This is a genomic window from Clostridium sp. YIM B02555 (assembly GCF_022320955.1).
Classification (GTDB): Bacteria; Bacillota; Clostridia; order Clostridiales; family Clostridiaceae; genus Clostridium; species Clostridium saccharoperbutylacetonicum.
Map to the genome: position 1 here is coordinate 151,050 of NZ_JAKJJY010000010.1, position 20,465 is coordinate 171,514.

A 20,465-nucleotide genomic window follows, 5' to 3' on the forward strand; every position below is an offset into this window, starting at 1 on the left:
CCACTCAATTTTAATTCAAATTATCTTCTGGAAATATTATTCCACTTTTATTTCTCGCAATTGTTTGAACTTCACTAACTATTAAACTGTGTTCTAACATTCTATAACAGCTTTCCAAGTCATTATTGCTAATTATATTAATAAATTCTATAAATTCATTAACCATTCTATGTTCATAATTATTTTCATTTATTTCTGAAGTACTTCCATCGTTCATTAATAATTCAAATTTTTCGCATACATTGGCTGGTGTATCTTGATATATACAACCTTTATCTCCTTGTATATTATTGGCAATAGGTGCCTTACAATCCTTTGCTCCAATACACACACATTTAAATATCACATAGTCTAATATTAATATTCCAGAAGTATCTATTCCTTTTTCTATATTTGGATAGTATTCTATATTTTCTGGTTTTCCAAACAAACCAACAACATAATGAATATTATAAATATTTAAATCCATTAAAGCACCACCAGAAAATTCCGGATTAAAAGCAGGCAATATTTCTCCATTGACGAATTTATCATATCTACTAGAGTATTGTGAATAATTCATTTGAACTATTTTTATATTTCCTAAGATTGGGATTAATTCTTTAATCTTTTTATAATTAGGGAAATACTGATTAGTAATTGCTTCAAATATAAATAAATTTCTTTTTTTAGCTAATTCGCTTAATATAACGGCTTGCTTATAAGTTGAGGTCATAGGTTTTTCAATTATTACATTTTTATTAGCTTCTAAGGCTCTTTTTGCAAATTCAAAATGAAGATTATTTGGCAAAGCAACATATATAGTATCAACTTCACTATTTAATAATTCATCATAATCATAAAAAATCTTTTTTATTCCATATTCATTCTTCAACTCATTAATTGATGTTTCATTGTTCTTTCTTCCAAGTATTGCTGTTAGTTCAAAGTTTTTTAAATTTGGAGTGATAGTTAAGAAATCTCTTACTATCATTCCTGCTCCGATAATACCTAATTTCATATTCACGCCTCCTAATATCTAAATAACTTAGCTTTATCTAATACCTCTATCTTGAAATAACTCTAACTCTATTTTCTCCAGAAACTATGATCTTATCAACCTCTTTAGTAAAAATGGAGGTTTCTATAACCCCTGTTATAGTTTTAAGATTATTATTTAATTTATCAAAATCTAATATATTCTCAAATATAATATCTAGTAATAGATTACCATCCTCAGTTATTAAATATCCATCTTTATTAGCACTAGTTCTAACCATAGCTTTACCACCTAACTGTTCAACTATTTTAATTACATAACTTAAGGAATCTTTTAGTATTTCTATTGATATTGGAAGTTCACAGCTCAACTTTTTAGTTAATTTTTTTTCATCTGCAAGCAAAATATAGTTTTTAGCCATAGCCCCTACTATTTTTTCCTTAGTAAATATACCGCCTGCACCTTTTGAGGCACAAAAATTCTCATCAACTTCACCACATCCATCAAAAGCTACATCAATTGTATCTACAAGAAATATTGGGACAACTTCAATTCCATTCTTAATACACAAGCTTTTTGTATTATCTGATGGAGTTATAACTTTCACTTTAAAGTTATTATTCATAGCTTCACTTATAAGCTCTATTAAACAAGCTATATTTCTCCCAGCTCCAAGTCCTATTACTGTATCATTTTTGATATATTCCATGGCTTTTGCAGCACAAAGTTTTCTTAAGACCTCTTCCTTCATTTATCCTATTCCGTTGACAAAACTTTATAAAACTCTATAAAATTCATTCCTTATTCATCGAACCCAATTTTGTAAACTTAAAAGAGTAAACTACTCTTCTTTGATATAGTTCTCCAAAGGCTTAAATTCCCGTACAACTCACGGTACATACTCGTAAATGCTTGTTAGTTCTTAAATTTACGAGGTGTCAACGCTCTCCTTTTCTTAATTATTTATCAAATCTATTTTTACTCTCCACACGGTGTTAAACACCCCCAAGGTTCTATCATATGATTACACGACTTTCGCAATGTATGGGAATCACAATAAGACCACCCACCTCAACGAAATGAGGATTTTATAATAATAAAATTACAAGCAAACATTTTATCTTAAGTTCCTTACTCCTGTTTCAAGTATTTCCATTTGCAATAAAACTTGTTCATCTGTAATAGTCTTATATTTTTTATTTATTATAGCTTCATATAAATCATCGTATACTCGCCCATAATCACCATTAACAGATTTTACTTTTTCTTCGTGCATATCACCTTTATCATCTATATATGTAAGCACACCATAATGTGCAAAAGTATCAACACCAAAATCCTTATTATTAGGCATATAAAATGCTTTTAAATGCTCTTCTTGACGATCTTTAGTTTCTTTTACAAAACATCCTTTTTTACCATATACAACAAAACTAGGTCTTTCCTTTATTCTAAAATAACTTGATTTAACAGATATTTTTAAAATTCCATAATAAAGATCTAAATCAAAGTAATCATTCATTCTACCAGATCCCAATAATTGTCTAACATCATAATGAATATTATCTGGTTTACCAAAATAGCTTATCACTTGATCTAAAGTATGACATCCATGCCCATACAAGTAAGAGGCTGCTGGATCATAACTTGTAATTGCTTCAGGAACTTCTGGTCTATAATAATCAAAGTGCATTTCTATTTCTAATAGTTCACCAAGCTTTCCAGATTCAATAACTTTTTGAACTGTTAAAAAATCACTATCAAATCGTCTATTTTGATAAGGCTGCACAATTAGATTTTTTTCTTTTGCAATTGAAAATAATTCTTTTGCTTGTTCTGAAGTTTCCATAAATGGTTTTTCAACTAAACAATGCTTATTTGATTCTAATACCATTTTTGCATATTGAAAGTGACTACTATGAGTTGTACAAATCACTATTAATTGTATTTCTGGATCATTTAATAATTCATTTAAATCTGTTGTGTAATTTACACCTTCTATTCTATCCCATTTCTCATTTTGAGAATTTCTTTGATAAATTGTCTTTACCATAATATTTTTTCTCTGTAATACAAATGGTAAATGATACCTATTGGTACTTTTCCCATTTCCTATATATCCAATTTTAAGCATAACTTAGCCTCCTTTTAAATAATTAAAATAATTTCGTTTTCTAATCTTATTATAGTCACTTTAATTTTCTCCATGCAAACTAAAATATTTCACTATTGGTAGTGAAATCACTTGAACTGCAAAATTCTTTATAAAAAAATAAATCTTATAATTCAAAATATATATTCTATAAATACTTTGAATTTATAAGATTATTTAAAACTAACTTTATTACTTTCAAGAAATTCTTCTATCATATTTATATCTGTATTTTCAATTTCAGCATTTATTCTCACAAAGGGAATATTAGCAATATCAACAATTGTAGATGTTGTAATTATAAAATCTATTCCATTAAGATTTTCTTCATTTTCATACATAAATTCTTGATAATCATAAACTCTGCATAAATTTATCTTTTCACCAAAATGGTTATTAATCTTATCCTTAATAAAAGTTATTATAGACTCATCATAATCACAAACAAGGATAGTATTTAACTTATATTTCCACAATCCACACATAGACACTAAGTGCATAGTAATATAAGCTAACTCTATTAAGCTTACATTTAAATTCAGTTCCTTCTTAATAATATGTACAAATTCAAAAGCAATTTTATATTCTAGTTTATAGTTATCAACTACTTTTACATCAATTGTATTTGCTATGAAATGTCTATGTCTAATACGATTTATCATGGGAGCCACATATAAAATCAATTTATTTTTATTATCCTGTTCATCCCCCAAATCTATTTTATATTTCTTATAAACTTTATTAAAAAATTCTTCTATTATGCATACTGCTTCTTTTGTTTCAATATTTAAAATATGAGTTTCCTGAAGAAATTGCTTTGATTTAAAACACTGCTGTAAATTTAACCATTCATTATTTGATAAAGTGATTTCATATTTACTTTCCACTTTTTCTTTGATAGCAATAATAACTTCTTCTATACTTCCATTCACATAATCAGATTTTTCTATCTGAAATCCTAGCTGTTGCCGCTTAACTGCTACTAAAATTTCATAACAAAAAAATTGATAACTGTGTCCTGATAAATAATAATTATATTTTTGTGTTTCAGCTTTAACAATATGATAAAGTTCTCTAGCTTCTGTAATAACATTTTCTTCATTAAATAAGTAATTCCAATATTTCAGCACAGTACTAATATTAAGCTTTTTAGCCACAACCCAGCTAATTATATTTCTCTTTTCTTTTTCATTAGCCTTAAGTCTAATTCCTTTAATTAAAGAATAACTTATCCCTAAGTTTAAATCATTCTTTAACATGCTATTAATCAAAACAATATCATTATTTATAGTCGATACAGATACATACAAGGCTTCTGCCAATTCTTCAGCAGTAATATATTTTTTATTTATTAATTTTAGTAAAATATACATTTGTCTATCTACTGGAGAATTTGGCGTTTCAATTATATATTCATAATCCAATACTTTCCGTATAATATTATTTCTTTTTAAAATATCTTTATTCTTCTTATTTAGAAAATAACCACTTTTTACACTAGAATCAATTTCCACATCATATTCTTTTAATTGAACATTAATTTCTTTAATATCGCTTCTTATTGTTCTAATAGTTACATTACAAATTCTAGCTAATTCATTTCCTGTTATGTATTCTTCTGCATTTAAAATTAAATTTAAAATATCTCTACGTCTTCGAGTCAAATTTTATTTTCACCTACCATACATTCAAATAGACCTTCTATTTAATATATTACAATTATCAATGTTAAATCAACAATTGTCAATTTTAGAAGGTCTCAAGAAATGAACTTGCTAGAAATATATTTTATGCTTGAATTTTTATTTTACCTAGTACTACTTTCTAACATTTCTGCAGTAACACCTGGAATAAAATGTTGACAATCTTCAGCTTTGATAAATCCTTTTTCCTTAAATTCATCTTTTAGTTCTAAATTAGGTATCAGTGATTTTGGTGCATCAAGAGGCTTAAATTCAACGATTTTATTGTTCAAGAAAATATGTCAACAACATTCCAAAGTATATATTCATTTTTGATATTCTTCATTTGAAATATGTTCAATTAATAATTTCACCCTTGTTTTTAGCTAATTTTTCGCGCCATTCACGTCGCTCCGTAGTTGTCAGATTCGTCCACTCTGTTTCTTCACCAATAATTCTCAGAGGTTCTTGTGAGCGATAAGAGCGTGTTAAATTGCCAGGGAATTTTTTGTCAGTAACATTTGGGTCATTTTCAAATTCACCTGTTGGTTCTATTATGTAAACACGTTCTCTTCCTTCTCCTTTTGCTAATGTTGCTGCAAGTCCTGCACCATTGACATTAGCAGTGAAATAAATGTGGTTCATTTTAAGCCCAGGTTTGTAATTTGAATTTCCACCCGCGGTCAGTAAATCACCAACCTGCAAATCTGCCTTTGTTCCATGATAAAATGGTCCTTCATCAGAAGGTGCACCCTTATACGAATTTGACAGTTCATAATTTCTTTTTGCATTAGCAGAATCACACAACTCCTCATAACATTTGGCAATGTTTAAATATAAAGTTGAGTATGCACTCCTAACATTTTCATCATCAATATTTAGTGCACACTGTAAAGATGTTTCCATCCATTTCAATTTGTCTGTAATACTCTTTTGTTGACTAGCTAAATAATAAGCAGCAATAAATCTATCATAGTCGTCTGTTGCTTCCTGCCATGCTTTATAAAACATCGTGATTGCTTCTTCAATGTTTCCACTACTCTCCAATGCCATACCACTCATACATAGTTTAATAACGTCATTATTTGGATCAAACTTTATATTCATATAATCTTACCTCCAAATGGTCAAAAATATTACTACTTCAAAATATTACTTTAATTGAGCATTAATCTCTTTAATATCACTTCTTATTGTTCTAACAGACACATTACAAATTCTAGCTAATTCATTTCCTGTTATGTATTCTTCTGCATTTAAAATTAAATTTAAAATATCTCTACGTCTGCGAGTCAAATTTATTTTCACCTACCATACATTCAAATATACTTTCAATTCAACATATTACAATTATCAATGTTAAATTAACAATTGTCAATTTAGAAGGGTCTAGAAAATGAACTTACTAGAAATATATATTATGATTTAATTTTACCCAGTACCACTCCTAACTAGATAAAATTGCTCTAAGGACAATATAGCTTTAATAATCTATATTGTTACTGGTTTGTTTTCAGATATATATTCCAACTGTCCATTTTCTGATGCTTTAACTCTTAAATCACATTGAACATTTTGAGATAAATCTGGATGATCCCTCCACAGATCATAAAGCTTTGGAAGAAAAACTGGCCACATAGCAGCTTCATATTCTGCATGAATTGCTCTATCTTCATTTGTTGGCATTGAATCAAGGGAGTCTTTAATGAAAGATGGAGGTTCACTAATTCTAGTATTTATTGCTGCAGAGGTCACATGAATTATTCCTCCTTCAACATTTTCCCACATATGAATGTTAATATCTACTATTTCATTCTTATCATTAAGAATGCCTTCTACTATCACATGCTCAAGTGCTGTTGTAAACGGAAACCAATTTAAATCAAATCTATTGATCACTACTCCATTTCCACCGAATACAGGTTTTCCAGGAACCATTGCTTCTGAAATCATATGTTTTGAATTTATAAAACCATATTCTACAGGAGATCTTACCCAACTAAATCTCTTATGTGCACCTGGTGCCCATAGATAATAGCATTTCTCCATATTAGCCCAAAACCAATCTAACATTTCTGCAGTAACACCGGGAATAAAATGTTGACAATCTTCAGATTTAATAAATCCTTTTTCCTTAAATTCATCTTTTAGCCTTAAGGTAGGTATCAGTGATTTTGGTACATCAAGAGGTTTAAAATCAAGGATTTTAACCTTAATATTATCTTGAAAAGGCATATAAGTTTGTCCGCCATTAGGTATATAATTCATATTTTGCATATTATCAAATCTCCTTATAATATAATTTAATAGTGCCTCAAAAGTTTAAGAACATGAGTAATTTATAGTGTCTTATAAATTATTAAGAATTTGCAGAAACTATTGACCTTTCAAATTCTTTTTTATTAACAACTTTTTTAACTAGCCAAGGTGTTATAACTGCACTTATCACTACTACAAAAGCTAGTTGTGCTGTTGCCTCATTTACATATTGAAGGTAACTTTTATCGCTTTCAGCCATTAAACTCGGAACTGTCATAGCTAAACCTGCAACACAACTTATTGCAGTTGATGAATGTCCTTTTTGCTTAAGCACCTTTGTATCAATCAAATATAAAGGGATAAAATTAAAGATCATATAAAATATAAATAACAGCATACCTTTTCCAATTGAGTGAATTGCTAAGCCTAGATTAATATTTGCTCCAAGGCAAAAGCCCATAAATGGAATTAATACCTTTACTCCATCCTTCGAAAAGCTTCTTATCTTTGGATCTAGGCATCCTAAAAGCATTCCTACAATTAAAGGTACAATGGTTGCAATTATACTCTTATAATCTAACCCATTTCCATTTGCAAATCCTAAAATACATACTGGTATAAATGGAAGACCAATTACGTTTAACAATACATAATTAACCTTATCAATTTCATCTCCATAATCATTCATAAGAGCTATGTATAATCCAGGATTACAGCTTGTTAAACAGGCAACCCAAGCTAATGTTGATATGCCTAAAATCCCATCCATTCCAAATAGTTTCATTATTAAAAGCCCAAAAGCAATCCCAATAACAACTTTTAAACTACTTAGTATTCCACCTCTTTTTAAGCAAGGAAGTATTTGTCTAGGTTTAATTTGAATGCCAGTAAACACCAGCATCATTCCAACTACGCACATGGTTCCCTTTCCTGTAAAAGTAGCAGTTAATGGATTCCCTACCTGCAAAATACTAGGCATAAATGTATTAATTATTGCTGCAATGGCCATTGGTACGACCATCATTCCTCCAGGTATTTTCTGAACACGTTCTAAAATATTCATTTATTTCCAATTATCCTTCTCTCTTTATTTAATTATATATATCTATTCCAATAATCAATGTTCAAATGCACATTAGCAGGTAGTTTTAATTACCTGCTAAATACTTAATCTCTATATACTAAAAATCACTATTGCTTTCATATCCGAGATTTAACAATTCAATTTTAATCTTATTAATTATCTCGCTGGCTTACTTCCGCTAATAAAATTCTTATAATTTTCCAAACGTTCTTTATATTCCTCTGATGTTTTTAATTCCATACTTATTGCAATAGTCTTCTTTATATCTTCAGCATGAATAAACTTTCCTGATAAAGTATCATGAGCATGTTCTAATTGTTCTTCTGGAAATTCAAAGCTTACCTTACCATCAACAATTTTAACTTCACCTTCAATACCACACATACAACATACAGCATGAGTAGATTCTCTATCTAGGAAGAAATTTCTGCTATGACAATGTGGACAAACTCCTTCTTCACCTTTATAAGTAGCATTTTCAATTTCTTGTGCTGCTTTTGCAATATTAATACCAATTTGATGTACTTTTGCAACTTTATCTTCATCAACGACAATTCCTGTTGACCAAGGGAACACAGCATTATCTATGACCTTCCACATTGGAGTCAAAGCTTGTATTGCTGAATCACATTGGAATCTTGTAATCCAATCAGAACCACCAATTCCTATATAAGAAACAACTTTATCTTTTAATATTCTTGGATCTGGTGCTTTTCCACCTGTTGCTTCTGCAATCTTAGTTGCTACAACATTATTTCCTCTATCCATTCTTGGTCCAAAACGATCTCTAATTGCAAGGAACATACTTGGCGCGCCTTTGCAGAAAATTGGATTTGAGAAAATTACTCCATCTGCATCTAACATCTTATCTAAAAGCCAATCAAAATCATCTTTAAGTACACACATATTTCCTTTTCCACTCATAAGCGAATTAACACAAGCTGTACATCCAGTACAATGCTTTATATCTAAGTCTAATAAATGAATAAATTCAACTTCTGCGCCTATTTCTTTTGCAGCTATTAAAGCTTCCTTACACATGGCATCATTATTGCCATCTTTTCTTCCACCTGAAATACCTAAAATTTTCATATTCATGCCTCCATTTTTTATTCGTGTAAATATTTACACCACTTGTTATTATTTTAACATTTAATATTTACACAAAAAATCTATTATTATAATTTATTAACTGCAAATTTATATTCATTTTGTTTTATAAAACAAACTTCTTTTTCATAAATATTGAATTTTTACAGTAAAAATATTAAAATTATGCAGTTTTGATATTTTTCAAGTGAATTTATTACTCCTAAATGGTATTATATTTATATTAAGAATATTTTTTTAACTATAAGTTTAACAAATTAACTCTCAACTCATAACTGATATATCGGAGGTTTTTATGAATATAAATCATGAACTTGTAAATTTTAAAACATCGTCCCCTTTGCAATTTTCTGTGCTTGCAATTGAAAACCTAGAAAGGTATTGGCATCAAAGTATAGAACTACTCTATGTATTATCTGGGAATGCTCAAGTTTATTGTCGTAATGCTCAATATAATTTGAGTGAAGATGATATTATTCTCATAAATATGTTTGATGTTCATTCAGTGTCTGGTAATAAATGTGAAGTCTTATCTTTAAAAATTGATTTTTCTGCATTAGATCCTGAGATTTCTCATTATTCTCAAAAGCGATTTAATTGTAATTCTTCCATAGAAGCAGATAAAACAAAATTTACACCATTAAAAAAGCTTATTGCATTAATTATAAAAAATAACATCAACCCGGTAGATAGCATAGATCTTTTAAATAAATCTTATATTTATGAATTATTATATTTATTGACTACTTATTTTATAGGAGAAGACAATAATAATTATAAAGATACAAATAAAAACTTTGAAAGAATAAAAAATATAGTAATTTACATAAATGAAAATTATAGAGAAAAAATTTCTTTGAATAGTTTAGCTGAAACGTTTTTCTTATCAACACCTTATATTTCAAAAATTTTCAAAGAATATATTGGCCTTAGCTTTAGTGATTATTTAACAGAAATCAGACTTTCTCATGCTGTAAAAGACTTGGCTAATCCTAATTCAAAAATTGAATATGTTTCCGAAAGAAATGGGTTTTCTAATACACGTTCCTTTGTAGCTGCCTTTAAAAATAAGTATAATTACCTTCCAAGTAAATATCGTAAAAAAGAAGAAACTAATTATGCTCGCCAAAAAAGAAGTATAACGGAAAGTATTAATTACTTTGCTTTAAATCACAATGCCTCCTTTAATCGTTTGGTAAATTATCTTCCTAAAAGAAATATTTCAGCTGAAATAAATAAATCTAATACTGAGATACATGAAATAGAAGCAATAGATACGTCTGTAAAAGGAATACCATTAAGACATACCTTTAAAAATTTAATAGGCATTGGAAAAGCAAAAAATATATTAATTTCTGAAAATCAACATATGCTTAAAGAAATGCAAAAAGATATTGGCTTTAAATATATACGCTTTCATGGCTTATTAGATGATGAAATGATGTTTTATTCAGAAAATGAAGCAGGAGTTCCTGAACTGTGTTTTACTTACATTGATTTAGTCATTAATTTTTTACTTTCAATTAATATAAAACCTTTTATGGAACTTTCTTTTATGCCTAAAGAACTTGCTTTGGATTCTGACCGTACAATGTTTCTTGTTCCATCTGTAATAAGTCTTCCAAAAAGTATGGATAAGTGGAATTATTCCATTGAGATGTTAATTAAACATTTTATATCTAGCTATGGAAGAAAGGAAGTTGAGTCTTGGCCATTTTTTCTTTGGAATGAACCAGATTTAACAAAAATGTTCGGATTTGAAAATAGGAATGATTTTTTTGAATTCTATAAAGAAACCTACAATACTGTTAAGAAAATAAGTCCACTTATTAGCTTTGGAAGTTCTCCAGTATTTTCAGATACAATAGCAGGTTCAAACGATTGGATAGATACTTTTATGGATTATTGTACATCAAATAATTGTTTACCTGATTTTATAAACATGCATTTTTATCCAATAAATCTATCTGGAGAAGATCCGACCACTCTTTCGCAGAAAATTCATGCAGAAATGAGAAGACGCCTTGTATATATGGAATCCGAAAATGCTCTAAAAGAAAATATTCTCCGTGTTAAAAATAGAATAAAAGCTAACAATTGGAACACAAATAAATTATATCTAATTGGTTGGAATTCCTCAATTTCTCATAATGAATTACTAAATGATACGGTGTATAAATCAGCATATATTGCTAAAAATATATTAGAAAACTATGATAGCCTTGAAAGTTTTGGCTATTGGCAGGTATCTGACTTTACCGAAGAAGTAAAAATAAGTGATCAATTATATCATGGAGGTCAAGGCTTTTTTACATATAACAGAATTAAAAAATCTCACTATTACATTTTTCAAATGCTTAGTAAACTTGGTGATAAATTGATAAAAAAAGGAGATGGGTTCTTTATAACAACAGATGGAAATAATATTCAAATAATGCTATATAATTATGAGCATTTTTCAAAACTATATGCATCTGGTGAAATATTTGATCTTACTTTTGCTAATAGATATACACCATTTTCAAAACAAAATTCATTAAAAATAATTCTACCATTAAAAAAACTTTTTGAAAAGAAATATCAGATAACTGAAACTATTGTAAATAAGTCATATGGAAGTTCTTTTGACAAGTGGCTTGAATTAGGAGGTCTTCCTTTAGAGCATCTTGAAGATATTGATTATTTGAAATTTGCATCTCTTCCAAGGATTCAAAAAAGGATAGAAACTGCTGAAAATAACATTTTAACAATAACAGCAGAATTAGAGCCTCATGAAGTTCGTTTTATAGAAATTAAAGCTGCATTATAGTAATTTTATAAAGAAGAAAGAATTCCTATTATAGATATAAAATTAGAATTTGGTTAATACTTAAACTTCACCAAATTCTAATTAATTCTTTTTAAATTTCAAATCTACCAAAATACGCCATTGCCATTCATTGTATTTGCTTTATAATATCTAAAGCAAGTTTTTCTCCTTCTCCCTTTGCTAATACAGTCAGCATAACCTCAAAACATCCATTTTCATAGGCTCTCTGATCAGGTATATAACCTATATATCCGTTACTATAGCATGTGATTAAGATTGTTTTATCCTTAAAAGCTCCTTTAATCTTATCTCCAAGTGATGAAAATAATTCTCCAGGAATATAGACAATATATATATTATCAAAATTAATTATATTTATTCTTACCTCAATTGTCTTTATATCCTTTAAGCTTTCTGCTAATTCTAGATTTCTTTTAGCTCCTTCAAGTTCATAATATAATGGCTTAATTGTATTCTTATCCAAATTATTATCTAAAGCATTTTGAATTTTATTTTTAATTGCAAGAACTTCATTTTCTATATTTTCTTTAGTATTCTTCTCTTTTATATTAAGAAGAATATTTTTGTGGGTTTGTTTTATATTTGAAAAATTTAAGTTGTCTTCTTTATATTTATTAGCAATATTTAATATATTTTCTCCAAGCTCTCTGCCTATTCGTTTTACTTCATTGAACGAAGACTCCCTTTTAGTAAATCTTGTACTTATATTTCCACAAGCACCATTGTAGAACATTGCTAAAGCTATATTATTTGCTTCTAAAAACTTTGAAGTTTCTCCTGGAAAATCTGCTGAAATAAGCTCGTTACTTTTTTCTAGGATCGTTGGGTGACAGGCAAAATTGTATATAACAGCCTGCTTGTTACTCTCAGTTTTTATATGTAAAACCTGCAACAAATTATCTATTTCATTTTCCATATTATTTCTGTCTGTACATATACCTTCTACTACATCTTTGCCATATGAAATAGTGAAATTTTCAGTGGAGCTTATACATCTTTCAACACATAGCATTATCTTATGAATTATTTCTTCAGCTATATATTTATCAAAATCTCCAAATGTTTTTTGATATCTTTTGTTAATAGCCTCTTTTGTATTAACAATCCCACCTATAGCTGAATGTGTATGAATACAGCTAATATTTACATTTTCGTATTTAATATTAAATTGCTCTTTTAAACTCCCTTTGATTAAATCACTAAGATAATAATCAATTGCTAAAAGATCCAATTGTATTAATATAAAAAGTTCCTCTTCACTCTTAAATAAAATAGTCCTTACATATAAATCGTCATTAATTCCTTTTGAAATTCGACCTCCATATCCAGCCATAATTGTTTCTGGTTTTATAGATATCCTTTCCTTTGAGAAAGAAGTTTTAATAGAATCCATCGATATGCCCGTCTCCCTTCTATAATACTTTTATACTCCTATATTTTAATGCACTGTTTGATATAATAATTAAACAGTGCATCTTCTTAATTTATTAGTTTTCCATTTGTTCTGCTTCTTGTTTTAATAATTCTTTATCATAAATTTTAAAGAAAGGATAATATATTACAAAAGCAATTGTAGTTAAAACGCACCATAATATAATTGCTTTATAATCTAAAGTTCCCAAAAATGCATAAATAGGTCCAGGAGTAGTAAATGGTGGCTCTACAACAGCTTTAGCAATAAAACCAAGTTTGACTGCAAAATATCCTATAGATATATTTATCATTGGAATGATGATAAATGGAATTGCCAATATTGGATTCAATACAAATGGTAATCCAAATACTAAAGGTTCACCTATATTAAAAATTGCTGGAAGTAAACTTACTTTTCCAATTGCTTTTAAATGTGCACTCTTACTTTTTAATGCCAAAATTGATGGTGGTATGTTTGTTATTGCAAAGCAATATATAAATATACTTGTAAATATTTGTGTTGGATTTTGTCCACCAGTGGATAATGCCGCATTTGTCATAAGGTTAGCAGTCATAATCGGAGTAAGCAAGCTCATCATAATACTACCACCATGTACTCCTAAAAGCCAAAACAATTTCATTAACAACACACAAATCAATATAAAAGGAAGCGTATCTGCTGCATTAAGTGCAGGTGTTAATAATTTATTTATTACTTGTGGAAACGAAAGATTGAATGTTAACTGACAAAACACACTTATAGAATAAAATATAACAATACAAACTAATAATGGTATTATCGAATCAAAAGATGCAGCTACAGCCGGTGGAACACCATCTGGCATTTTTATAGTAATTTTTCTCTTCTTCAAAAATCTTATTATCTCAACAACAACAAGTGCAATAATTATTCCACTAAATAATCCCTTAGCATCCAAATAAGTAGCTGACAACATAGATTGAGGTACTTCCATGCCCTTAGGTATGATACTTTGTGCGGGTGCACAAATCAATAAAAATATAACCCCAGCTATAACGCTTGCACTTATTTCTTCTAATTCATATTGTTTTGCTAAGCTATATGCTATAGCTATTGTAGCAAAGAAAGCCATTATTGCCATCGTCATTGTATACGGTAACAAAAGAATCCCTTGAACCTTAGGGCTCCATGCAAAGACATCTTTGTTTACAGGTGGTGCTGCAATTATCATAAATAATCCACCTATAATAGTTAAAGGAACTACACTCATCATACCATCTCTAACAGCTTTTAAATGCCTTTGCCTACTAATTTTATCTCCAATAGGCATCAATTTACTTTCCAGAATATCATTAAATTTCTTCATAAAATTATTGTTTTCCATTTATATTCCCCCATGCTTTAGTATAATTTCATAACTTTTATAATTTACTTAACAGCTTGTAATTAATTAATTTTATATCATTGTTTATTAAAAATTTTTTTATTTCATCACTAGTTAATACCTCTAATTCCTTTTTACGGTTGATATTATAGCTTGATATATTTTTTAGATCTTCATCTACAAATCCTGGATGTGTCATTATTTCCAATGTACATTTACTATCTTTATACTTATTTAATATATCTTTCAGGGCATCTTCATTAGCATTCTCACTATAAAATTCCTTATTGAAATATTGAGTCATCATTACTGTCTTTTTTTTTATATTTTCAAACTTATCTGTACTTCTTCTTAATGGTATTTTATATTTTTCAGCTAAATCGAGTATAATTTCAAATATTTTTTTATCTATTGTATTGAATCCATGATGAACATCTAAATGATCAAGCCCAAGACCTGTTTTTAAAAACTTTTTAATTTGTTCCTTAAGTTCATTTTCTATTTCTATGTAATTGTATGGTTTTGGAATAATATTGGGATTTTTGTAAAAGAATCCATCAGAATCTACTATACTCTTTACTTCCTCTATTTTACTTACAGGTCTAAGGGCTGTAATATTTAAATGAACTCCCATTGTTTCTATTCCAGCTTCCTTAGCTAACAAGACACTTGTGTCAAAATTTTTTGAATTAACCATTGCTGAGGTATCTGTTATTATGCCTTCTTTCATTCCCGTAATTATTCCTTTAGATACACCTAATGTTAAACCAAAGTCATCTGCATTAATAATTAAATTCATATTATTTCCTCCAATATTATAGCAAGCTCAAATAAAATCAAATATTATACATTAGCTATAATAACTGTTATTAATTATTCAAAATTTTATTTAATCACTTAATTCTATTTCTAATAATAATGAACTCAATGACTTTCCATGCGGATCTATTGCTAAAGAACGCGTAACTCCTCCTCCTAAAGCATTTTCCATTACAAAGTTCAAAGCTCCAAGACTTTCTATTTCATATCTAGTTATTTTACCTTTTACAATATTCACAAATTGCTTCTTTACCTTTTCTACAGTAACCTCTTCTTTAATTTTCTTATAATTTCTTTCATCATATACAATAACTGAAATAACTGAAATATCTCCCTTATCTCCAGTTCTTGAATGTGCAATTTTTCTTAATTTCATTTTTATACCTCCTCATACTGAACAGATATTTTTATATCCTCTGCTGGAATTAGAATTGATACAATTGAAACTACTTCTCTTACATATTTTCTTGCACCACCACCACCAGCTGGCCCATTTGTGTAAAGTGCTTCTACTTCATTTCCTATAACTATTGCATCCTTTTTAGTTAATGTTCTGGCTGCAACTCTAAGTCTTACTTCATCATAAGAAGCTTTTTCTTTTAAACTAGAGTCATATAATGAATTTACACCAATATAATCTATTTTTAATTCTTCAATAGGGAGCTTTATATATTCCAATCTCTTTTTTATTATTTCTCCTGCTATTTTTGCTCTTTCATAAGCTCCTGTACCGCCATAACTTATTTCACCCTCACCAATGTAGCAATCTTTATAGCCAACACTGGTTTTATATAATTCTGTTGCTGCTTTTCCACTTGCACCTTCAACTAAAATTTCATCTCTTCCTATTTCTTTAACTCTAACTTTAGAGAAATCTGCAATTACATCTGGAGTAAAATACTCTTCTGGATCTTGAATCTCATATAAAATTTGTTCCTTACAAGTATCTACTGTAACTTGTCCACCAGCTTGTTCTAATTTTGAAATAACTATATGTCCTTCTTCATTTATCTCTCCAATTGGAAAGCCTAAATTCCAAAGATCTTTTATTTCCTTATAAGGTGGATCAACAAAATACCCTCCCATTACTTGAGCTGCACATTCTAAAAGATGTCCTGCTAAAGTTCCTTTTCCTAATAAGTCATAATCATCAAATCTCCACTTAAACTCATATACTAATGGTCCAAGTACTAAGGATGGGTCTGCAACTCTTCCTGTAACTACAATATCGGCTCCATTTTCTAAAGCCTCAACTATGCCTTTGCAGCCTATATATGCATTTGCTGATATAATGTTTGAAATTGATTTTAACTTTTCACCTGTTTCAATAACTTGATTTTCTATATATTTCTCAATATTATCACTAATATCATCTCCTAAAACTGCTGCTATTTTTATGCCACTAATCTTCATGTCCTTAGCCATTTCTTTTATTACCTTCATTGCTGAGATTGGATTTGCACTTCCCATATTAGTTATAACTTTTATATTTTTTTCTTTTATTAATGGTAATACTTTTTCCATTCTATATTCTAAAAGTTCATTATAACCTTTCTTATTATCAGAAAGCTTTTGCAATTGTCCAAGTGCAATAGTTCTTTCTGCTAGACATTCAAATATAATATAATCAAGCTTTCCATACTTAATTAAATCAACTGCAGGCTCTATCCTATCTCCTCCATATCCAGCTCCGCCACCAATTCTAATGCTTTTCATTTATATTATCTCCTTTATTTAATTCTTCACTTTTATTTAAAGCAATTATTATGCCAACTTATAATTATTTTATTATTTAGTCTTTAATTCTTGTTATAATGCTAATTCATAAAATCTAATAAAAATATAAAATCCTAAATATTAAAACATAAAATTCTAAAATTTTAGAATTTTATTTATAAATACTTATATAACAACAATTTAAATGTTTACAGAACCCTAATTATAGCTCTATTCTAATAAATTAGAATTCCAATATATAATTTCTAAATTTTTAGAATTAGTATTCTTCTAAAAATTATTAATAAAAAAATAAGCCATTACCCTATAACTTTATATAAGATAATGACTCACTTTTTTATTCTTTAGGCAAGTAATCAAGCAAAATTTTGGGATAACTTTTCGAATTAAAAAAATATAGGAATTTACAATGAAGGATGAAATAAATAATTAAGAGAAATGCCGTGCATTCCTTACCTAAACTGTAAATTGTAAACTAAGAAAGGCGTAGCATTTTGTTCTCCTCTAACGGAGATTTTGCATTTTATTATATAAGGAAGCAAGAGATATTCCTAATGCTTCCGCAGCCTTTTTCTTTCCTTCTAATGTGTTACCATAAATATCAATAACCTTATTAATTTCCTTTTCTTCAAATTCTCTGACCACATCTTTTAATAGTCTTACATTTATAACACTTTCTTTTATACCTTCTATTTGAAGCTTTTTAGGTAAATGTTCAACTCTTATTACATCTTCATCTGTCATCATAACGCCAAACTCAATTATGTTTTTTAATTCTCTAACATTTCCTTCCCATTTATAATTATACAAAACATTAAAGGCTTCTTCTGAAAGTTTAACTTTCTTATTAAATTTCTGTTCTGATTCTCCCAAAAAATAATTTATTAACGGTTTAATATCACCCTTTCTCTCTCTTAAAGGGATTGTATCTATTGTAAAAACTGCTATTCTATAATATAAATCTGCTCTGAATTCTTTGTTAATTATCATATTTTCTAAGTTTCTGTTAGTTGCTGCAATAATTCTAACATCTATAGGTATTTGATTAATAGCTCCAATTGGCCTTATAATATTTTCTTGTAGAACTCTAAGCAGCCTTGCTTGAAGATTATACTCCATTTCTGAAATCTCATCTAAAAAAATAGTTCCACCTTCTGCTTTTTGGAAAAGCCCCATTTTTCCACCTTTTTTAGCTCCTGTAAAAGCGCCTTCCTCATATCCAAAAAGCTCACTTTCGAGAAAATTTGCTTCAAATGTTGCACAATTTATAGCTATAAAGGGTTCATCTCTTCTATCACTTCCATTATGTATTGCTTGAGCTAATAGTTCCTTTCCTGTACCACTTTCTCCTGTGATAAGTATGTTTACCTTCTTTTTTGCTATTTTCCTTCCAAACTTCTTTAATTCCTCTGTTTTAGCATCTTCTCCAATTATACTATCAAAAGTATATTTTGCCTTATCATTTGCTTTTATCTTTTTCTTTAAATCCTTAATAATCCGCTTGGAATTATTTAATTCCTCCATTAGTTTATAAATATCATTTATCTCATTTAAAATGGATATTCCTGCAACAACTTCTCCATCTTCAAATACAGGAACCATATTAACAAAATACTCTACATTATTAACACTTCTTTTAATCCCCAAAAGTTTTTCACCACTTCTAATTACCTCTGGCAATCTACTTCCTATTCTAACATCTCCAATTTTTCTTCCTATTATATCCTTTGCTTCTACTTTAGTTATTCTCGTATATGCTGGATTTACATATACAACATTATTATCTTTGTCTGCAATAAGAACCCCATCATACAAGGAATCAAATATAGAACTATTTAACTCTCCAAATTTCATAGTTATACTCCTCTTATGGCTATAAAATTTTTTTAAACTTATCAGATAATTTTCTTATTATATCCGTTTAAGCTCTTCATTTATTTCGATTTACCAATAACAGTGCCAATATCATAAAAAATCTATACTACATTACTTATCATCAATACTATATTTCCAATTCCAATCATTATGATAAATCATTCTTTTACTCATACCACCATCTATAACAAAAGTTTCTCCCGTAATAAAATCATGCTTACAAAGGAACAGAATCATGATAGATATATCTTTAGGAGTCCCAACTTTACCAGCTGGCAACGCTGCAATATCCTCTTTACTAAAACTTTCACTCTCATCAACATCAATCCATCCTGGCGCTATACAATTTACCAACACATTTGGACCTAAAGACATAGCTAAAGCATGAGTTAGTGCCACAATCCCACCTTTTGTACTAGCATAAGCCTCGCTATCAGGTTCAGATTGAAAGGCTCTTGACGATGCAATGTTTATAATTCTCCCCTTATTTTTTATAAGTTCTTCTTTACATAGGCGGCTAAGCTCATAAGGCGCTTTTAACCCTACTGCTAAAACATAATCAAAACCATCATAATCTAAATCTGATAAAATTCCTTTATTTCCTTTGCAAGCATTGTTAACAAGTACATCTATCCTACCTAGTTTTTCTTTTGCAAATTGAACAAAGCCTTTTAAATTATCTGATTTAGAAACATCTCCATGATAGAAATATAAATTGTCATATTTCTTAGAAAATTCTTCACCCAAGTCTTTGTTAAAATCAATAAAACAAACTTTATCGCCTGCTTCTAAAAAATCTATACATGTTTGTTTTCCAATACCATAAGCACCACCTGTTACTAAAATTCCACGTTCCATATGCGTTTCATAAACTTATCCATATATATTGCAATTGTTAATGTTCAATTATCAGCTAACAGCGAAATCCATTCAAGATTTTTTGAATTGAATTGAATTGTATACTATACTCTTAATTAGAATTTATATATAAATTAAAGATAAGTTTATGCTCCTCCTCTCTTTTCAATTATTATCATTTATTTAGACTTTGTTAAATAAATTCAATATAAGATTTAATTCATTCATTATATAGATATCCAAATTAATAATCAAACTTATAAATGGAATATACATGCATCATTGAGAAATTATAATCGTAAC

The 20,465-nt window shown here is 28.6% G+C and carries 18 protein-coding genes; 1 reads left to right on the top strand and 17 read right to left on the bottom strand.

Translation table 11 applies throughout. The annotated features are described in order from the left end of the window. Nucleotides 1-10: 10 nt before the first annotated feature. From L3B98_RS15545 to L3B98_RS15590, 10 genes are all read right to left on the bottom strand, one after another. On the bottom strand, nucleotides 11-1,000 hold the full coding sequence (locus tag L3B98_RS15545; protein ID WP_238917403.1) for a Gfo/Idh/MocA family oxidoreductase: 990 nt from the start codon (nucleotides 998-1,000) through the stop codon (nucleotides 11-13). Between the two features lie 46 nt (nucleotides 1,001-1,046). Beyond that, nucleotides 1,047-1,730 (bottom strand): ribose 5-phosphate isomerase A, encoded by a 684-nt coding sequence (gene rpiA, locus L3B98_RS15550; RefSeq protein WP_238917404.1) that lies wholly within the window; start codon nucleotides 1,728-1,730, stop codon nucleotides 1,047-1,049. Between the two features lie 366 nt (nucleotides 1,731-2,096). After that, the gene (locus tag L3B98_RS15555) at nucleotides 2,097-3,113 is read right to left on the bottom strand and encodes an oxidoreductase (protein ID WP_238917405.1); all 1,017 of its coding nucleotides are present in this window, start codon (nucleotides 3,111-3,113) and stop codon (nucleotides 2,097-2,099) included. 191 nt (nucleotides 3,114-3,304) lie between these two features. After that, on the bottom strand, nucleotides 3,305-4,795 hold the full coding sequence (locus tag L3B98_RS15560; RefSeq protein ID WP_238917406.1) for an HTH domain-containing protein: 1,491 nt from the start codon (nucleotides 4,793-4,795) through the stop codon (nucleotides 3,305-3,307). 143 nt (nucleotides 4,796-4,938) lie between these two features. Then, a complete protein-coding gene (locus tag L3B98_RS15565) occupies nucleotides 4,939-5,106 on the bottom strand; it encodes a hypothetical protein (RefSeq protein WP_238917407.1) in 168 nt (55 codons plus the stop codon). 64 nt (nucleotides 5,107-5,170) lie between these two features. After that, on the bottom strand, nucleotides 5,171-5,920 hold the full coding sequence (gene arr / locus L3B98_RS15570; RefSeq protein ID WP_238917408.1) for an NAD(+)--rifampin ADP-ribosyltransferase: 750 nt from the start codon (nucleotides 5,918-5,920) through the stop codon (nucleotides 5,171-5,173). Nucleotides 5,921-5,965: 45 nt separating this feature from the next. After that, a complete protein-coding gene (locus L3B98_RS15575; protein ID WP_238917409.1) occupies nucleotides 5,966-6,121 on the bottom strand; it encodes a helix-turn-helix domain-containing protein in 156 nt (51 codons plus the stop codon). Nucleotides 6,122-6,304: 183 nt separating this feature from the next. After that, a complete protein-coding gene (locus L3B98_RS15580; RefSeq protein ID WP_238917410.1) occupies nucleotides 6,305-7,090 on the bottom strand; it encodes a glycogen debranching protein in 786 nt (261 codons plus the stop codon). 82 nt (nucleotides 7,091-7,172) lie between these two features. Then, complete coding sequence (locus L3B98_RS15585) at nucleotides 7,173-8,135, bottom strand: 2-keto-3-deoxygluconate permease (protein ID WP_238917411.1); 963 nt, start codon at nucleotides 8,133-8,135, stop codon at nucleotides 7,173-7,175. A gap of 177 nt (nucleotides 8,136-8,312) precedes the next feature. Next, entirely contained in the window at nucleotides 8,313-9,248 is a 936-nt protein-coding gene (locus L3B98_RS15590; protein WP_238917412.1) for an NAD(P)H-dependent oxidoreductase, read from the bottom strand. Nucleotides 9,249-9,561: 313 nt separating this feature from the next. On the opposite strand from L3B98_RS15590, the gene L3B98_RS15595 reads away from it, so the two are divergent. After that, nucleotides 9,562-12,075 carry a helix-turn-helix domain-containing protein gene (locus tag L3B98_RS15595; RefSeq protein WP_238917413.1) on the top strand — a complete coding sequence of 838 codons (2,514 nt, stop codon included), beginning with the start codon at nucleotides 9,562-9,564 and terminating at the stop codon, nucleotides 12,073-12,075. 127 nt (nucleotides 12,076-12,202) lie between these two features. Here L3B98_RS15595 and L3B98_RS15600 read toward each other — a convergent pair whose 3' ends face one another. The 7 genes from L3B98_RS15600 to L3B98_RS15630 all read right to left on the bottom strand — a co-directional run bounded on the left by L3B98_RS15600 (nucleotide 12,203) and on the right by L3B98_RS15630 (nucleotide 20,162). Continuing rightward, nucleotides 12,203-13,489: a neutral/alkaline non-lysosomal ceramidase N-terminal domain-containing protein gene (locus L3B98_RS15600; protein WP_238917414.1), complete on the bottom strand. Its 1,287-nt coding sequence runs from the start codon at nucleotides 13,487-13,489 to the stop codon at nucleotides 12,203-12,205. A gap of 94 nt (nucleotides 13,490-13,583) precedes the next feature. Next, nucleotides 13,584-14,873 carry a PTS transporter subunit EIIC gene (locus tag L3B98_RS15605; protein WP_238917415.1) on the bottom strand — a complete coding sequence of 430 codons (1,290 nt, stop codon included), beginning with the start codon at nucleotides 14,871-14,873 and terminating at the stop codon, nucleotides 13,584-13,586. A 37-nt stretch (nucleotides 14,874-14,910) separates the two neighbouring features. Beyond that, complete coding sequence (locus tag L3B98_RS15610; protein ID WP_238917416.1) at nucleotides 14,911-15,672, bottom strand: carbohydrate deacetylase; 762 nt, start codon at nucleotides 15,670-15,672, stop codon at nucleotides 14,911-14,913. Nucleotides 15,673-15,762: 90 nt separating this feature from the next. Continuing rightward, nucleotides 15,763-16,068, bottom strand: coding sequence for a hypothetical protein (locus L3B98_RS15615; RefSeq protein ID WP_238917417.1), 306 nt, complete (start codon nucleotides 16,066-16,068; stop codon nucleotides 15,763-15,765). A 2-nt stretch (nucleotides 16,069-16,070) separates the two neighbouring features. Next, nucleotides 16,071-17,408 carry an acyclic terpene utilization AtuA family protein gene (locus L3B98_RS15620; RefSeq protein WP_238917418.1) on the bottom strand — a complete coding sequence of 446 codons (1,338 nt, stop codon included), beginning with the start codon at nucleotides 17,406-17,408 and terminating at the stop codon, nucleotides 16,071-16,073. Nucleotides 17,409-17,933: 525 nt separating this feature from the next. Beyond that, on the bottom strand, nucleotides 17,934-19,283 hold the full coding sequence (locus L3B98_RS15625) for a sigma 54-interacting transcriptional regulator (protein WP_238917419.1): 1,350 nt from the start codon (nucleotides 19,281-19,283) through the stop codon (nucleotides 17,934-17,936). 132 nt (nucleotides 19,284-19,415) lie between these two features. Next, a complete protein-coding gene (locus tag L3B98_RS15630; RefSeq protein ID WP_238917420.1) occupies nucleotides 19,416-20,162 on the bottom strand; it encodes an SDR family oxidoreductase in 747 nt (248 codons plus the stop codon). Nucleotides 20,163-20,465: the final 303 nt, after the last annotated feature.

What these genes read in the sequence shown, in the direction of transcription:
- L3B98_RS15545 (WP_238917403.1), bottom strand. Translation starts at nt 1,000, where the DNA reads ATGAAATTAGGTATTATCGGAGCAGGAATGATAGTAAGAGATTTCTTA.
- rpiA (WP_238917404.1), bottom strand. Translation starts at nt 1,730, where the DNA reads ATGAAGGAAGAGGTCTTAAGAAAACTTTGTGCTGCAAAAGCCATGGAA.
- L3B98_RS15555 (WP_238917405.1), bottom strand. Translation starts at nt 3,113, where the DNA reads ATGCTTAAAATTGGATATATAGGAAATGGGAAAAGTACCAATAGGTAT.
- arr (WP_238917408.1), bottom strand. Translation starts at nt 5,920, where the DNA reads ATGAATATAAAGTTTGATCCAAATAATGACGTTATTAAACTATGTATG.
- L3B98_RS15580 (WP_238917410.1), bottom strand. Translation starts at nt 7,090, where the DNA reads ATGCAAAATATGAATTATATACCTAATGGCGGACAAACTTATATGCCT.
- L3B98_RS15585 (WP_238917411.1), bottom strand. Translation starts at nt 8,135, where the DNA reads ATGAATATTTTAGAACGTGTTCAGAAAATACCTGGAGGAATGATGGTC.
- L3B98_RS15590 (WP_238917412.1), bottom strand. Translation starts at nt 9,248, where the DNA reads ATGAAAATTTTAGGTATTTCAGGTGGAAGAAAAGATGGCAATAATGAT.
- L3B98_RS15595 (WP_238917413.1), top strand. Translation starts at nt 9,562, where the DNA reads ATGAATATAAATCATGAACTTGTAAATTTTAAAACATCGTCCCCTTTG.
- L3B98_RS15600 (WP_238917414.1), bottom strand. Translation starts at nt 13,489, where the DNA reads ATGGATTCTATTAAAACTTCTTTCTCAAAGGAAAGGATATCTATAAAA.
- L3B98_RS15605 (WP_238917415.1), bottom strand. Translation starts at nt 14,873, where the DNA reads ATGGAAAACAATAATTTTATGAAGAAATTTAATGATATTCTGGAAAGT.
- L3B98_RS15610 (WP_238917416.1), bottom strand. Translation starts at nt 15,672, where the DNA reads ATGAATTTAATTATTAATGCAGATGACTTTGGTTTAACATTAGGTGTA.
- L3B98_RS15615 (WP_238917417.1), bottom strand. Translation starts at nt 16,068, where the DNA reads ATGAAATTAAGAAAAATTGCACATTCAAGAACTGGAGATAAGGGAGAT.
- L3B98_RS15620 (WP_238917418.1), bottom strand. Translation starts at nt 17,408, where the DNA reads ATGAAAAGCATTAGAATTGGTGGCGGAGCTGGATATGGAGGAGATAGG.
- L3B98_RS15625 (WP_238917419.1), bottom strand. Translation starts at nt 19,283, where the DNA reads ATGAAATTTGGAGAGTTAAATAGTTCTATATTTGATTCCTTGTATGAT.
- L3B98_RS15630 (WP_238917420.1), bottom strand. Translation starts at nt 20,162, where the DNA reads ATGGAACGTGGAATTTTAGTAACAGGTGGTGCTTATGGTATTGGAAAA.